This is a genomic window from Pseudomonas syringae (genome assembly GCF_001698815.1).
GTDB classification, from domain to species: domain Bacteria; phylum Pseudomonadota; class Gammaproteobacteria; order Pseudomonadales; family Pseudomonadaceae; genus Aquipseudomonas; species Aquipseudomonas syringae_A.
Genome location: NZ_LGSI01000068.1, coordinates 162953 through 177634, shown reverse-complemented (window position 1 = coordinate 177634; position 14682 = coordinate 162953). Strand labels below are relative to the sequence as shown.

The window sequence follows — 14682 nt, the reverse complement described above, 5'->3', positions numbered from 1 at the left end:
AGAACCTCAAGCGTCTGTCGTAAAGGGGATGGGAAATGGCGGCGCCATACCGCCCCGACATTTGAGCACCCGCAATTGCAGGGGACGGGTATCAATGGCAATGCGCAACGCAGCGGGCGATGGATTGGCCGCGGCCTGTATGGGACGGCAGGCAAATGCCAGGGTCTGCCCGGTTTCGGCGGCCACTTGCAAACGACGCAGCGCCCGGTCATCCGCTTGCCGGGGCCAGCACAGCACCGCTCCACAACTGCCGGAGCGCAAGCATTGCTCGGCAGCCCACAAGCCGTCGCGCTCGCTGGCCTGAATCACCGCCAGCCAGCGTAGATCGACGCCGGCCGCTTCCCACGCCTGGGGGTAAGGAATGAACGGTGGTGCAACCAGCACGATACGCTCGCCCTTGTCGGCCAGCCGCGCCAGGGTTGGCCATAACAGACGCAACTCGCCACTGCCATCGGCAGGGATCAGGATTTCACTGAGTGCCGACGCAGGCCAGCCACCTGTAGGCAGCGCGGCATCGAGGGCTGAATGGCCGGTGGGCTGCGGACTGACCGGAGGCGAACTTTGCCGGCCTTTCCAGACTCTTCGCTCGTCCAGCAGCGCATCGAGGCTGACCACGGCGCCCATCATTCACGCCTGACCAGGCCGCAGAACACGCCTTCGATGGCGAAATCCTGATGGGGCTCGACCACAATCGGCGCATAGGCCGGGTTACGCGGTAGCAGGAGAAATTGGTTCTGGCCGGTTTGCAGGCGTTTGATGGTGACTTCGCCGTCCAGCCGAGCAACCACGATCTGCCCGTCGTGGGCTTCGCTGCTTCGATGGACGCCGACCAGATCACCATCAAGGATGCCGTCCTCGATCATCGAGTCACCCTGCACCCGCAGCAGATAGTCCGGCACGCGGGAAAACGTTGCGCGGTCCAGCAGCAAGGTGTCGTGGTTGCCGACATCCGGACCGATCGGCACGCCAGCGGCCACACGGCCCATGACCGGGATTTCCAACATCTCGGGACGCGGGGTCGTCTGTATCAGGCGAATGCCTCTGGCCTGATTGGGCATGACTTCGATCAAGCCAGCCTCGGTCAAGGCCAGAATGTGTTTGCGTGCCACGCTACGCGAGGCGAAACCGAAGGCTTCGGAGATTTCTGCAAGGCTCGGCGATTGGCCCTGCTGCGCGATGCGATCGCGGATGAAGGTAAGAATTGCGCTACGGCGGGGAGATAATGTGCTCATGGAGTACATTTGTACTCCTTTGTACTTTTGCTGCCTAGAGCATTTGGTCGCCAGACTCGAAATCAGCGACCTGTGAAGACTGAATCAAGTCGGGCAGCCTTCGGCACCGTCGTTCAGTCCTTGCTTGTAATTCTCGTATTCAAGCGTCGCTTTGCCGTTGGTCCATTTGAGGGTCAGCACGGACAGCGAGTCAAAATCATCGCCCGTCCAGTCGTTCACCAGTTTGATTTTTTGCCCGGACGCTTCCTCTGCCACTTTGTTGATCAACTCAGGCAGGTAGCCGTGGGACCAGGCAGTGTAAATAGTCGCATCGCGGTACTTGTCATTCATCAACTCATCGGCCAGATCGCTGGTGTCATTGGCTGCGAAGTCGATATTGATGGGCAGGCCAAGCTTTATCGCGCTGGGACCAACCGTCATCAAAGGGCGCAGATAGCTATAGGAATGATCGCCCTCACCTTCTTCAACGTGACGGCTGGGATTGGCGGCAAAGATGAAATTGGCCTTGCCGAACTCCTTGGGCAGCAACTCTGACAGATCAATGGCGCGATTCAGGCCCTGGCAGTTCAACTGGCCTAGGCCCATGGAAGGTTTTTCCGCGTGGCGCATGAACACCAGCGTTTGCGTACCGTTCTTGGGTTCGGCATGTACGCCCTTGCCCATGCTGAACAAAAACGCTGAGGACGCTACAAGCAATACAGGGAGGGCGAAGAATGCACAGCGACGCTGGAATCGGGTGATGAGGGGCACTTTGAAAATTTTCATTATTCTCGGATTCTGGTACGCATTATTGGAGATATAGCGCCGATCGCTACTGCGAATATGCTTCCCTGAGTGGGTTCGCTCCCCCGCAACTCCATGGTCCGATCAGCATGCGGCTGGCTGTGATGACTGCTCACAGACTAGTTGTCCAATGTGTCGATTTAAAGAATGTGACGATAAGAGTCAGATAAGGCCTGAAGGTTGCCTTCAGGATCATAAATACTCGAACTATCAATGAGTAAAGTGCTGTCCCGTTATAGAGACCGGAAGACTATTACTCGAAAGCTACTTGCGCAGCCCGCAGATAATTGCGCTTATCGCGACCGCAAGCCCGGCGCCAGCATACACCCATGTGGCAGACGCCACCGGCAATAACACCCCCGCCAACAATGGACCCAGTCCGGCACCGATATCTCGCCAGACAGCGTTGGCGGCCAAGGCTTGCACTCGACCCGGCCCAGGGTTGCGTTGCGCAACCAGCGTGGTTACCAAGGGCAGTTGCACCGCGCGCAAGATCAACACGCTGGCCGCCCCGAGAATCAACCAATGGGAACCAAACGCCGTGAGTGCGATGCAGGTCAGCACCGAGCACACCACCAGCATGTTCACCGCCCCGACATGGTCAGCAAGGCGACCGCCCAATGGGCTCAAGAGCATTTCCGAGACATAACGCAAGGCCAGTAACACACCCGCGACCAGAACCGCATTGGTGCCCATCACAGCTTGCGCCTGCAGCGACAGGCCAAAAATGAACAGCCCGTCCAGCGCGACGCCTTCGACAAACGACCAGATCGCAACACTGTCCGGCGTCTTGAAACGGCGGCCCGTAGCGGTCGGCATGACATGTGCGAGCCCCGGCAAGCCACGGGCCACCCAGCAACCGAGTAGCGCCGCGAAGGCCAGCACAATAAACACCGGCCGTGGCCCGAACTGGATACTGAGCACTGCGCCCAGCGGCAAGGCAAGCATCGGGCCGATCGCGATATAGGCCCGAGAACGACCGGATCGATGCGCCGCCCCCGCAGGTTCCGAGGTGGCCAGAACCTGAGTCGACAAATTAAGCGCCGCGTAGGCCAATCCCCAGCCCAGGCGCAGGATCAACAGCCACCAGAATCCGGAAATGACCGCATTACCCAGCGCGCATACCGTTGCTGTCGCCGCAGCCAACATGACCGTAGGACGATCACCATGGCGCGCGTAGTAACGCACCACGTAGCTGTAACCAAAGATCCTCACCAACCGATTGGCCGCCAGCAGCACACCGGCCTGGGCCAGGCTGATGCCAAATGCCTGCACATGCATGGGTAGCAGCAGATACAGCAACACGTCACTGGGTAAACACAGCGCCAGGACTATTGCCGAACGACGAGAGGCAGCATCAACGGAAGGTTTAACCGCAGGCATTTCGAGAAACAGCCGGTTACAAAACGGACGTGCAGCATGAGGCTCTGGAATGCGGCCTGACAACCCTTCTTTCATAAAACTGTCACGCCAATACGCTGGGCAGGATTGGGTATTGATCCGGTGCCAGACCCACAAATACCGCCTTTCATCCGGCGCCGTGTTGACGTGAGCGCGGCTTTGGTGTTTTCTGAAACCGTTTTCAGAGCCCGTGACATAGCTCGTGACATAGCCCGCCAATAAATCCAACAGGGTGTTCAATGTGAGTAGCTTTCCTCCGTCGCCGCGTGTGCGTGTGACCATGAATGATGTTGCCGATCTGGCCGGTGTATCCAAGGCCAGCGTCTCGCGTTTCATTGGCGACGACCGGCAATTACTCTCCGATGCCATTGCCTTGCGCATCGAACAAGCCATCGAAACCCTCGGTTATCGCCCCAATCAAATGGCCCGCGGCCTGAAACGCGGTCGCACGCGGTTGATCGGCATGCTCGTCGCCGATATTCGCAACCCCTATTCCATTGCCGTCATGCACGGTGTTGAAACCGCCTGCCGACGTCACGGTTACAGCCTTGTGGTGTGCAATACCGATCGCGATGACGAGCAGGAACGCCTGCATCTGGCGGCGCTGCGCTCTTACAACATCGAGGGTTTGATCGTGAATACCCTCGGACATCATCTTGATGAGCTGCGCGATTTGCATCGCGAGTTGCCCATGGTCCTGGTGGATCGCCGGGTTGATCAGCTGGACAGCGATCTGGTTGGACTGGACAACAGCGCAGCGGTGCAACAAGCCATCGATCATCTTGAAAGCTGCGGCTACCGCGACATTCTGCTGGTCAGCGAGCAGCAGGACGGTACCAGCTCCCGCCTGGAACGAATGGAAGCCTTCACCCGCCTGATAGCGCAGCGACCCAGGCTTCGTGGCCAGGTCACGCAAACCGATGAGCAACTGGCCGACAATCTGCGAACCTTTTTCGCCGCACCGGGCCCCGGCCCCAAGGCGCTGTTCACGGCCAATGGCGTGGCGACGCTGACATCCACCCGCCTGCTTCGTGAGTTGGGTTGCGACCTTTTCGACGATATCGGCCTGATCGCCCTGGACGAACTGGACTGGTATCCCTTGGTGGGCAGCGGCATAACTTCCCTCGCCCAGCCAACCCATGACATCGGCATTACCGCATTCGAATGCCTGCTCAACCGGCTGCGTGGCGATCAGGCACCCAGCCGGCTGTTCGACTTTCCAGCGAAATTGATTGTGCGCGGCTCGACTCGACCGCGTTCCTGACATGAACAACTGCTGTCTCATCCAATTTTTACCGTAAAAAATGAAACCGGTTTCAGAGGATAAAAATAATGCACATGAATCCCGTCTCCATCAGTCTTTCAAGCTTTGGCGCCGATCTGGTTCGTCAGCGCGGGCAAGCCGCCTTTATTCCACTGCTTGTTGATAGCAACGTTTCGCGCATCGAGTTGCGCGAGGAGCTGTTCACTTTTGAGGATTTTCCCGCACTGGCCCTCGCGATTCAGGCTCAAGGCCTGGAGTGCCTGTATTCGGCACCGCTGGAATTGTGGCTGGCTGATCAGACACAACCCAATCCACAACTGGCCGTCACCCTGCAGCGGGCCCATGTTTGCGGGGCGAAGTGGCTGAAAGTTTCTCTCGGTCACTTCACTGACGCCTGTGATTTGCAGACGCTGAGTGAGGAACTGGCCCACCACGATGTGCAATTGCTGGTGGAGAACGACCAGACGGCCCATGGCGGAATAATCGCGCCTTTCTGCCGTTTTTTCGCGCAGGTAGAGGCCCTGAGCCTGGACATCGGCATGACCTTCGATGTCGGTAATTGGCAATGGCAGGACCAAAATGTGATCAGCGCCGCGCAGCAACTGGGCCGCTTTGTGCAATACGTGCATTTCAAGGCCGTGACCCGCAATGCCAGCGACAAGCTGGTTGCGATCCCGCCTGCCGAGGCTGACCTGCCTGCATGGCGACAACTGCTGGCGTATATGCCGGACGCCGTCCCGCGTGCCATCGAATACCCGTTGCAAGGTGACGATTTGCTGGCGATCACCCGCCAGCAGGTGGACATCCTGGCTCGCCTCGCTCCGGATTCGCAAATTCAGCAGCGGGAGGTATTGAGCCATGTCTGAGATCGATATCCTTTCATTCGGCGAAACCATGGCGATGTTCGTCGCGGAGCAGCCTGGCGATCTGGCTCAGGTCAGCCATTTTGAGAAACGCATTGCCGGTGCCGACAGCAACGTTGCCATCGGCCTGGCGCGCCTGGGGTTCAAGGTTGCCTGGCTGAGCCGCGTCGGTGATGACTCGCTGGGTCGTTTCGTCGTTGACAGCCTGCAGCGCGAAGGCGTGAGTTGTCAGCACGTGACAGTGGACCCGCTGCACCCTACCGGTTTTCAGCTCAAGTCCCGGGAGCTGGAGGGCGCAGATCCTGTCGTGGAGTATTTCCGCAAGGGTTCGGCAGCCAGTCGCCTGTCGCTCAAGGACATCGAACCGCGCCTGCTCGACGCCCGGCATTTGCACGCAACCGGCATCCCGGCTGCGCTGTCGGGCAGCTGCCGTGACCTGTCCCGGGAATTGATGACCTGCATGCATAACGCCGGGCGCAGTGTGTCGTTCGATCCTAACTTGCGCCCGTCCCTGTGGCCGAACCAAGCGCGCATGATCAACGAAATCAACTACCTCGCCAGCCTGGCGCATTGGGTCTTTCCAGGCTTGGCCGAAGGCCTGGTGCTCACTGGCTATGAAGATCCGCCGGACATTGCCGCGTTCTACCTGGATCAGGGCGTCGAAGCGGTGGTGATCAAGCTCGGGGCTAACGGCGCGTATTACCGCACGCAAAGCGACCAGGGGTTTGTCGCTGGCGTACCGGTCAACCAGGTCGTTGACACCGTCGGCGCCGGAGATGGTTTCGCCGTCGGCGTGATCAGCGCCCTGCTGGAAAACCAGGGTTTTGCCCAGGCCGTGGCCCGGGGCAACTGGATCGGCAGCCAGGCCGTGCAAAGTCGCGGCGATATGGAAGGCCTGCCGTCACGCGCGGCGCTCGACGCGGCCCTGCCCATTAGCCGAAAACTGGCGGAACTGGTCTGAACCAGCCCTGCTCAACTGAATAACCGTACCTGCTGCGACAACAACAAAAAGCTCAGGAGATCGAAATGGAAAAGTTACTCGATAGCGTTAAAACCAGCGGCTTGAAACGTCGCTGGTTGTGGATCATGCCCATCGTCTTCATCACTTACAGCCTGGCCTATCTGGATCGGGCCAACTATGGCTTCGCTGCGGCATCCGGCATGGCCGAAGACCTGCACATCACGCCCGGCATGTCGTCATTGCTAGGCGCACTGTTCTTCCTCGGTTACTTCTTCTTTCAGGTGCCGGGAGCGATCTACGCGCAGAAGAAAAGCGTGAAAAAGCTGATTTTTGTCAGCCTGATTCTGTGGGGCAGCCTCGCGACGCTGACCGGCATTGTTTCCAATGCCTACATGCTGATCGGCATTCGCTTCATGCTTGGTGTGGTTGAAGCTGCCGTAATGCCCGCCATGCTGGTCTATCTCTGCTACTGGTTCACTCGCGCCGAGCGCTCCCGGGCCAATACCGTGCTGATTCTCGGCAACCCGGTGACCATGCTCTGGATGTCAGTGGTTTCCGGTTATCTCGTAGCCCATTTCAGCTGGCGCTGGATGTTTATCGTCGAAGGCTTGCCAGCCGTTATCTGGGCGTTTATCTGGTGGCGTCTGGTGGACGAGCGTCCTGCCCAGGCCAAGTGGCTCAGCGAAGCCGAAAAAACCGAACTGCAAGCGCGCCTGGACGCCGAGCAGGTCGGCATCAAACCGGTCAAAAACTACGCTGAGGCGTTTCGCTCGCCAAAAGTGTTGCTGCTCGCAGCGCAGTACTTCTGCTGGAGCATCGGCGTGTACGGCTTCGTGCTGTGGCTGCCGACCATTCTGAAAAAAGGCATGCAGATGGACATGGTTGAGGCCGGTTGGTTGTCGGCCTTGCCTTATCTGGCTGCCGTGATCGGCATGATCGTGGTGTCCTGGGCCTCGGACAAACTGCAAAAGCGCAAACTGTTTGTATGGCCGCCGTTGTTGCTGGCCGCGATTGCCTTCTACGGTTCCTACGCCTTGGGCACTGAACATTTCTGGTGGTCCTATTCGCTGTTGGTGATTGCCGGTGCCTGCATGTATGCGCCTTATGGGCCGTTCTTTGCCATCGTTCCGGAAATCCTGCCGTCGAATGTGGCCGGCGGTGCCATGGCACTGATCAACAGTCTCGGCGCATTGGGTTCGTTTGCTGGCTCGTATCTGGTGGGTTACCTCAATGGCGTGACCGGAACCCTGAGCGCTTCGTATCTGTTCATGAGCGGCTCGTTACTGATGTCGGTATTCCTGACCCTGATGCTCAGGCCAGACAACAAAACCAAGCCTGTTGCTGACCAGCGCAATGCTCCCCGCGCCCCGGCCCATCCTTGAAAGGGAAATATCCACGATGAAAAAGCATGTCGTTCTCTACAAGCAACTGTCGCCCCCGCTCATGGAGCGTTTGCAAGCCCACGCTGAAGTCACGTTTATCGAAGATCCCAAACGTGACGATTTCGCCCGATTGCGCGCGGCCCTGCCTTATGCGCAGGGGCTTTTGGGCGCAAGCCTCAAGCTCGATGCACGCTTGTTGGACCTCGCGCCGCAGCTGGAGGCGATCTCCACTGTTTCGGTCGGCGTGGACAATTACGACATTGAGGATCTGGACCGCCGGGGTATTGCGCTGTGCAATACCCCGGATGTGCTGACTGAAACCACCGCCGATACCGGCTTTGCGCTGATCATGGCCACGGCACGGCGGGTGGTCGAACTGGCCAATATGGTGCGCAATGGTGACTGGAAGCAGAACATCGGCGCCGCGCATTTCGGCAGCGATGTGCATGGCAAGACGTTAGGCATCATCGGCATGGGCCGGATCGGCGAGGCACTGGCCCAACGCGGCCATTTCGGTTTCGGCATGCCGGTGCTGTATCACAGCCATTCCCCCAAACCGGCCGTGGAAGCCCGCTTCAATGCGGGCTATCGCAGCCTTGAGGCGTTGTTGCGCGAAGCCGACTTTGTTTGCCTGACGGTGCCGTTGACCGCTGAAACCGAGGGATTGATCGGCAAGGACCAACTGGCCCTGATGCGCTCGGAAAGCATTCTGATCAATATCGCGCGGGGCAAGGTGGTCGACGAGCAGGCGCTCATTGAGGCGCTGCAAAGCGGCCAGATACGCGGGGCGGGGCTCGATGTGTTCGAGCGCGAACCGCTGGCCAGCGATTCGCCCTTGCTCAGGCTGAACAATGTCGTGGCGACGCCGCACATGGGCTCGGCAACCCATGAAACCCGCGAGGCGATGGCCAGCTGCGCAGTGGACAATCTCATCAGTGCGCTCCAGGGTGAGAAGCCGGCGAATCTGGTTAATCCGAAGGGTTGGGAGGCACGGCGCTAAAGACCTCATCGCGGGCAAGCCTCGCTCCAGCGCATCTCGGCATACCTTCAAGCCAGAATGGGCCGTCGGCCCGTTCTGAAAGATGTTTAAGGAATAACCAACATGACCTGGATCATAAAAATGCAAAACTTCGCCCCATCGGGAAAAAAGTTTTCTGTTTGTAACCGATGCAGTGCTATTTTTGTTTCTCGATAGGACTGTTCAGATTTCTTATCAGGAAAGCGCCCCGACCATTGTGGGAATCTTCCCCAAGACCCCGCTTCCAGGTCAACACGTGCTTTCGCTGGCCATCTCGACCGGTCCTTCCCTACCCATTGGAGCAATTGCCAGTGCTGATGTAGACGAGGTGGGCTGAATGAACAAAGTCACGTTCCCCAATGCTTGCCAGCTGATGCGCTGGTACTTCCACCCGGTCGGCTTCGAAGCCACCATGGATGCACCCAGCAGCATGGTTGCCCGACTTTTCGATCGCGCCAGCGGCGAAACAGTCATCGCCATCGCAGGCCTGCCTTGCGCAACGGTGATGAATGCGACGGAGGTGGAGCTGATTATCGAGGCGATCGAAGCGGAACTGGAGTCGTTCCGCCCATCCAGAGTGTTGAACGCGTCCTGAGCCTCAGGTTTTGTGGCGCAAATCCTCGAAAAATACCTTGCCAGCGTCGATCCGATCCGACGCTTTGGTGACATTCGCCCCCTCTTTCGCGCTGCCATCGATAAACCAGTAGCAGTGACGAACGGCGCGGGTGATCGCGACATAGGCCAGGCGCATCACCTCATCTTTTTGCGCGTTATCGAATGCGTCTGTATCGCCATCGTTACCCAGCCCGGCCAGGCGATACAGCTGGTTTTTGTAGGGCGAATGGGTCAGATGCTGGCAATCGCCCAGCAGGAATACCGCATCGGCTTGCAGCCCCTTGGCGCTGTGATAGGTCAATTGCTTGAAGCGACGCTGCTCGGGCGACTGCGCATAGTCTGCATTAATAAGTGCTTGTAACTCTTTGGATAAAGACGCTTTCTCACTGCTTTTTCGGTACAGCAATAGAATCGAATCGCCGTCCTTGTAATGTTCCATCAAACGCGCTTCAAGCGCTTGATCCTCACGATTCAGCACGGTGACCGGCAGTAACTCCTGCGCGGCTCCGCAGGCACGGGCTTTTTTGCCAGCGATGGCCGGTGCGGCGCGAACGATATGTTCGGCAGCGTCGATGATGTGCTGATGGCTGCGATAGTTCTCGCTGAGCATCACTTTGGTGGTTGCCGGCGAGGAAAACTCCTTGGGGAATTCCATGAAGAACTTGGGTGAGCTGCCGCGCCAGCCGTAGATCGATTGCCAGTCGTCGCCGACACACAACAGCGAGGCGTGCTGGGCCGTGCGCCCGATGTGCAACGCCGGACCTCGCCGGCGTATTTCCCGAAGACTCGCCCGGACCCACGAAACGATCTGTGGCGACACATCCTGGAATTCATCGATCATCAAGTGCGAAAGTGGCCTGAGCTGCGCATCACCTACAACTTTCAGGTTTTCCGGAGAATTTTCGCCAAACAGGGCAAACATCCGGTTATAGGTCATGACCGGCGGAGTCTGCGCCAGCAGGTGAGTTTCGAAGGCTTTCCAGAACAAGCTCAGCGCCTCGAAAAAGTAGCGATCAGGATCGTCTTTCGCGAAGCTCATTTCGGCCACGGCAGCGGGCACATCGAGGCCAAGATTTTCGATGAAGCTCGCCGCAGCCACGAAACTGTCCAGCAGCGGCGCAGCGCCAAGTTCGCCTTTGACCTTGTAATCAAACCCCGGCCCGGCTACCGCAGCGCCGGAAAGCGATTGTAGAACCCGGCCACCAGCCTCATAGCTTTCCAACCATATCAAAGGTTTGCGGCAGAAAGCTTGAAACAGGGTGCGTTTGATGACCCACTCAGCCCAGACCGGCAATTTCGCCCCCGGACGTTTCAGCTGCTGGTCTTCCGATGGGTCGAAGCCCAGAACCACCCAGGCGTCCAATTCGGCGATATACCCGTGCAGGTGAAAACCGAATCCGTTGATCTCCACCGTCTGGCGCATCGGCTCGATGCCTTTGATTGGCCATGCTTTGGCGCGAATCCACAAGTCTTCAATGGTGTCGCACAATTCTTCATCACGCTTGGCCGACAGCTCGGTCACGGTGACACGCTTTTGTACGTCCGGATGGTCGCGCTCAAGTTCCTTGAGTTGCAGCGCCTGCCGGTAGAGCGGTGCCATGACTTCGCGGAACCGCTCGTTGCTGGCGTACAGGTCGCGATAACACAGATTCAACTGCTGACGTTGCGCGTCATTGATGCGTAAATCGAAAGGGTTGCTGTCAGCGCCCTCCTCTAGGCCAACGGTCGACTGGCTGCCGAGATTCTCGAACGCCGCCAGCTGTTCGAAACCCGGCAGGCTGCGCACCAGTGGCAAGATCCGAGAATGGAAGGTTCGTACCAGCTCGCGCGCCTGCTTCTGACTCAGGTCATGGCCCCAGAAGCCGAAAATCTCGATCAGCTTGTTGACGAAGTCCTTGCGCGACTCGCGGGTGAAGGTCACTACGGTCATCGAGTCCAGCTCGAATCCCAGGTAATGACTGAGGACCAGGACGCGCAATACCAGCGAAGTGGATTTACCCGCGCCTGCGCCCGCAATCACATAGGTTGAAGGGGTGTCGCTGAAAATCATCTTCCACTGCGCCGCACTGGGCTGCGCATGGGGCGGCAGCTTGAGCGCGACATCGGTCTTGATCGCTTTCTTCAGTTCGGCGCTCAGCGGCAGGCGCCAATCGTCGAACAGATGATCGTCGACTTTCGGCCCGCGATGTTCGCTGGGGCGCGTGTCGCGGATCACCAGCACCTGCCGACCTTGCTCAATCCCGTCCAGATGCCCTTCGGCATAACCCTCATCAACGCCTTGCAAATGGCCATTCAGATAACCGTCGGCGTGTCCTTGGGACCATGAAGGGCTGTGTTGCGAGCCCAGTCGTGTCAGGGATTTACCCAGCAGCCGGGCCATCAGGCGTTTGAAGAAAGGCAGATGATCAGCGGGTGTCAGTTCCAGCTCGGCATGAGGATGAAGATCGGTGTCCGGCACGCAGGCTCCAGCAGTAAACAGATGAGCGAAGGCGCCATGGTCGCGCTATTCGCGGTTGAGCTCCAGTGAAAAGCTTGGCGATCAAGCTATTAGCCGATCAATTGCAGGTGAATTGGAGAATCCGATGCGCTTGATATATCAATTAATCAGATAGTAACTAGCCAAAATACCCGCTTTTTACCGATGCATATTTGATAGATCATTGCTCCATCAACCACGAATCATCGTTCAGCAGCCCGGACATTCACACAGTGTCCGGCACTGCTCAGGAGGCCACACCATGCTGCAATTACGACCTTTCAACACCTTGGGCGGCGCCAACCACGGCTGGCTGGACGCACATCACCACTTCTCGTTCGCCGACTACTACGACCCGAAACGCATGAACTGGGGTCAACTGCGGGTCTGGAACGACGATGTGATCGAAGCCGGCACCGGTTTCCCGAAACACTCGCACCGCGATATGGAAATCATCACCTACGTTCGTGAAGGCGCGATTACCCATGAAGACAATCTGGGCAACAAGGGCCGTACCGAAGCAGGCGATGTGCAGGTGATGAGTGCTGGCACCGGGATTGCCCACAGCGAATACAACATGGAATCCACGGCGACCAGGATCTTCCAGATCTGGATCATGCCCAACGAAACCGGCGCGGCACCTTCATGGGGCGCCAAACCCTTTCCCAAAGGGGATCGCGAAGGCTTTGTGACCCTGGCCAGCGGCAAGAGCGGCGATGACGTCAGCCTGCGCATTCGCGCCGATGCACGTCTGGTAGCGGCCAACCTGAAAGCCGGTGAAACCGCGGAATACCGTCTGGACGCAGGTCGTCGTGCGTATCTGGTTCCGGCAACCGGCAGCATCGAAGTCAACGGCCTGCACGCTGTGGCTCGCGATGGCATCGCAGTTGAGGATGAGCAAGTGCTGCGCGTCACCGCCATCGAGGACAGTGAAATCGTGCTGGTAGACGTCGCATAACAATCTGCCTCACGCAGAAAGACAAAAGCCCCGGCTCGCAAGAGTCGGGGCTTTTTGCATATCAGTAAAAAAGATCAGTTGGGCGCAATCGCCGCATCCACCAGAACCTGCGCTTCAGCCACCAGGCGCTTGAGGTGATCTTCGCCAACGAAACTCTCGGCGTAGATCTTGTAGATGTCCTCGGTACCGGATGGACGCGCAGCGAACCAGCCATTTTCAGTCATGACCTTGAGGCCGCCGATGGCCTGATTGTTCCCCGGTGCATGGCTGAGCACGCTGAGGATCGGCTCGCCAGCCAATTCAGTGGATTGCACCTGATCGGGCGACAGCTTGCCGAGCAACGCTTTCTGCTCAGGATTGGCCTTGGCTTCAACGCGCGTCGAAAACGGGTCGCCCAACTCCTCGGTCAAAGCCTGGTAGATCTCACTTGGATCACGACCTTTACGCGCAGTGATCTCAGCCGCCAGCAAGGCCGGAATCAGCCCGTCCTTGTCGGTGGTCCAGACGGTGCCGTCTCTGCGCAGGAACGACGCGCCGGCACTTTCTTCGCCACCGAAACCCAGCGAGCCATCGAACAGCCCTTCGGCGAAGAACTTGAAGCCCACCGGCACTTCATACAAACGACGCCCCAGGCGCGCGGCAACTCGGTCAATCATGCCGCTGCTGACCACGGTCTTGCCCACGGCCGCATCGGCACGCCAATCCGGGCGGTTCTGGAAAAGATAATCGATGGACACTGCCAGGTAATTGTTCGGCGCGAGCAGGCCGCCGCTTGGCGTGACGATGCCGTGGCGGTCATGGTCCGGGTCGCAGGCAAAGGCGACCTGATATTTGTCCTTGAGACCAATCAGGCCCTGCATGGCGAAATTGGACGACGGGTCCATGCGAATCCGGCCGTCCCAGTCGACGCTCATGAAGCGGAACGTTGGATCGACGAACTTGTTGACCACGTCCAGATTCAGGCCGTAATGCTCGCCAATCGCCGACCAGTAGCGCACCCCTGCTCCGCCCAGCGGATCGACGCCCAGGCGCAGATTGGCGTTGCGGATGGCGTCCATGTCGATGACGTTTTTCAGGTCCGCAACGTAGGTGTTGAGGTAATCGTGGCGGTGGGTCGTTTCAGCGCGCAACGCTCTGTCATGGCTCATGCGCGTCACGCCGAGAATCTTCTCGGCCAGCAGTTCGTTGGCCTTGGCTTCGATCCACTTGGTGATATGGCTGTCGGCCGGACCGCCATTGGGCGGGTTGTATTTGAAGCCGCCGCTTTCTGGCGGATTGTGCGAAGGCGTGATGACGATGCCGTCGGCCAAGCCTGTTGTGCGACCCCGGTTGTAGCAGATGATCGCGTGGGAAATTGCCGGTGTCGGGGTGTATTCATCGCCTTCGGAAATCATCACGTGCACGCCGTTGGCGGCCAGGACTTCCAGGGCCGTGGCACTGGCGGGCGTTGATAAGGCGTGGGTGTCGGCGCCGAGAAACAGCGGGCCGTCGATGCCGTTCAGCTGACGGTACAGGCAGATGGCCTGGCTGATGGCCAGAACATGCCATTCGTTGAAACTCAAATCAAAAGAACTGCCACGGTGCCCGGAGGTGCCGAAAGCAACCCGTTGGGTCGCGACCGAAGCGTCCGGCTGGCCGGTGTAATAGGCGGTTACCAATCGAGGAACATCGACCAGCAATTCGGCGGGTGCCAGTTTGCCGGCGAAAGGACTCAGACTCATACAACCTC

At 58.5% G+C, this 14682-nt stretch carries 13 protein-coding genes; 7 read left to right on the top strand and 6 right to left on the bottom strand.

Annotation, left to right across the window (positions count from 1 at the left end; genetic code table 11):
* Positions 1-6: 6 nt before the first annotated feature.
* The 4 genes from imuA to AFK24_RS24325 form a co-directional block, all read right to left on the bottom strand.
* On the bottom strand, positions 7-624 hold the full coding sequence (gene imuA / locus AFK24_RS24340) for a translesion DNA synthesis-associated protein ImuA (protein ID WP_065835657.1): 618 nt from the start codon (positions 622-624) through the stop codon (positions 7-9).
* Positions 624-1241: a transcriptional repressor LexA gene (gene lexA, locus AFK24_RS24335; RefSeq protein WP_065835656.1), complete on the bottom strand. Its 618-nt coding sequence runs from the start codon at positions 1239-1241 to the stop codon at positions 624-626. Before lexA ends, imuA begins: the two co-directional genes overlap by 1 nt.
* A 75-nt stretch (positions 1242-1316) precedes the next feature.
* Positions 1317-1997, bottom strand: a complete 681-nt coding sequence (locus AFK24_RS24330; protein ID WP_065835655.1) for a hypothetical protein — start codon at positions 1995-1997, stop codon at positions 1317-1319.
* A 282-nt stretch (positions 1998-2279) separates the two neighbouring features.
* A complete protein-coding gene (locus tag AFK24_RS24325) occupies positions 2280-3398 on the bottom strand; it encodes an MFS transporter (protein WP_065835980.1) in 1119 nt (372 codons plus the stop codon).
* A gap of 298 nt (positions 3399-3696) precedes the next feature.
* Between AFK24_RS24325 and AFK24_RS24320 the strand changes: the two genes are divergently transcribed.
* From AFK24_RS24320 to AFK24_RS24295, 6 genes are all read left to right on the top strand, one after another.
* Positions 3697-4680: a LacI family DNA-binding transcriptional regulator gene (locus AFK24_RS24320; protein ID WP_205884881.1), complete on the top strand. Its 984-nt coding sequence runs from the start codon at positions 3697-3699 to the stop codon at positions 4678-4680.
* A gap of 68 nt (positions 4681-4748) precedes the next feature.
* Positions 4749-5546, top strand: coding sequence for a sugar phosphate isomerase/epimerase family protein (locus AFK24_RS24315; RefSeq protein ID WP_065835653.1), 798 nt, complete (start codon positions 4749-4751; stop codon positions 5544-5546).
* The gene (locus AFK24_RS24310) at positions 5539-6504 is read left to right on the top strand and encodes a sugar kinase (protein ID WP_065835652.1); all 966 of its coding nucleotides are present in this window, start codon (positions 5539-5541) and stop codon (positions 6502-6504) included. Before AFK24_RS24315 ends, AFK24_RS24310 begins: the two co-directional genes overlap by 8 nt.
* Before the next feature lie 65 nt (positions 6505-6569).
* Positions 6570-7886 (top strand): MFS transporter, encoded by a 1317-nt coding sequence (locus tag AFK24_RS24305; protein WP_065835651.1) that lies wholly within the window; start codon positions 6570-6572, stop codon positions 7884-7886.
* A 16-nt stretch (positions 7887-7902) separates the two neighbouring features.
* A complete protein-coding gene (locus AFK24_RS24300; protein WP_065835650.1) occupies positions 7903-8886 on the top strand; it encodes a 2-hydroxyacid dehydrogenase in 984 nt (327 codons plus the stop codon).
* A 355-nt stretch (positions 8887-9241) separates the two neighbouring features.
* Complete coding sequence (locus AFK24_RS24295; protein WP_065835649.1) at positions 9242-9499, top strand: DUF1652 domain-containing protein; 258 nt, start codon at positions 9242-9244, stop codon at positions 9497-9499.
* A gap of 3 nt (positions 9500-9502) precedes the next feature.
* Here AFK24_RS24295 and AFK24_RS24290 read toward each other — a convergent pair whose 3' ends face one another.
* The gene (locus AFK24_RS24290; protein WP_430962178.1) at positions 9503-11899 is read right to left on the bottom strand and encodes a UvrD-helicase domain-containing protein; all 2397 of its coding nucleotides are present in this window, start codon (positions 11897-11899) and stop codon (positions 9503-9505) included.
* Positions 11900-12257: 358 nt separating this feature from the next.
* Between AFK24_RS24290 and AFK24_RS24285 the strand changes: the two genes are divergently transcribed.
* Positions 12258-12953: a pirin family protein gene (locus tag AFK24_RS24285; protein ID WP_065835647.1), complete on the top strand. Its 696-nt coding sequence runs from the start codon at positions 12258-12260 to the stop codon at positions 12951-12953.
* A 74-nt stretch (positions 12954-13027) separates the two neighbouring features.
* Here AFK24_RS24285 and pgm read toward each other — a convergent pair whose 3' ends face one another.
* The gene (gene pgm / locus AFK24_RS24280; RefSeq protein ID WP_065835646.1) at positions 13028-14674 is read right to left on the bottom strand and encodes a phosphoglucomutase (alpha-D-glucose-1,6-bisphosphate-dependent); all 1647 of its coding nucleotides are present in this window, start codon (positions 14672-14674) and stop codon (positions 13028-13030) included.
* Positions 14675-14682 lie beyond the last annotated feature (8 nt).

Excerpts from the sequence above, each read along its gene's own strand:
- AFK24_RS24290 (WP_430962178.1), bottom strand. The coding sequence starts at position 11,899 with ATGGCCCGGCTGCTGGGTAAATCCCTGACACGACTGGGCTCGCAACAC.
- AFK24_RS24315 (WP_065835653.1), top strand. The coding sequence starts at position 4,749 with ATGCACATGAATCCCGTCTCCATCAGTCTTTCAAGCTTTGGCGCCGAT.
- imuA (WP_065835657.1), bottom strand. The coding sequence starts at position 624 with ATGGGCGCCGTGGTCAGCCTCGATGCGCTGCTGGACGAGCGAAGAGTC.
- AFK24_RS24310 (WP_065835652.1), top strand. The coding sequence starts at position 5,539 with ATGTCTGAGATCGATATCCTTTCATTCGGCGAAACCATGGCGATGTTC.
- AFK24_RS24305 (WP_065835651.1), top strand. The coding sequence starts at position 6,570 with ATGGAAAAGTTACTCGATAGCGTTAAAACCAGCGGCTTGAAACGTCGC.
- AFK24_RS24330 (WP_065835655.1), bottom strand. The coding sequence starts at position 1,997 with ATGAAAATTTTCAAAGTGCCCCTCATCACCCGATTCCAGCGTCGCTGT.
- AFK24_RS24325 (WP_065835980.1), bottom strand. The coding sequence starts at position 3,398 with ATGCCTGCGGTTAAACCTTCCGTTGATGCTGCCTCTCGTCGTTCGGCA.
- AFK24_RS24295 (WP_065835649.1), top strand. The coding sequence starts at position 9,242 with ATGAACAAAGTCACGTTCCCCAATGCTTGCCAGCTGATGCGCTGGTAC.
- AFK24_RS24285 (WP_065835647.1), top strand. The coding sequence starts at position 12,258 with ATGCTGCAATTACGACCTTTCAACACCTTGGGCGGCGCCAACCACGGC.
- pgm (WP_065835646.1), bottom strand. The coding sequence starts at position 14,674 with ATGAGTCTGAGTCCTTTCGCCGGCAAACTGGCACCCGCCGAATTGCTG.
- lexA (WP_065835656.1), bottom strand. The coding sequence starts at position 1,241 with ATGTACTCCATGAGCACATTATCTCCCCGCCGTAGCGCAATTCTTACC.
- AFK24_RS24320 (WP_205884881.1), top strand. The coding sequence starts at position 3,697 with ATGAATGATGTTGCCGATCTGGCCGGTGTATCCAAGGCCAGCGTCTCG.
- AFK24_RS24300 (WP_065835650.1), top strand. The coding sequence starts at position 7,903 with ATGAAAAAGCATGTCGTTCTCTACAAGCAACTGTCGCCCCCGCTCATG.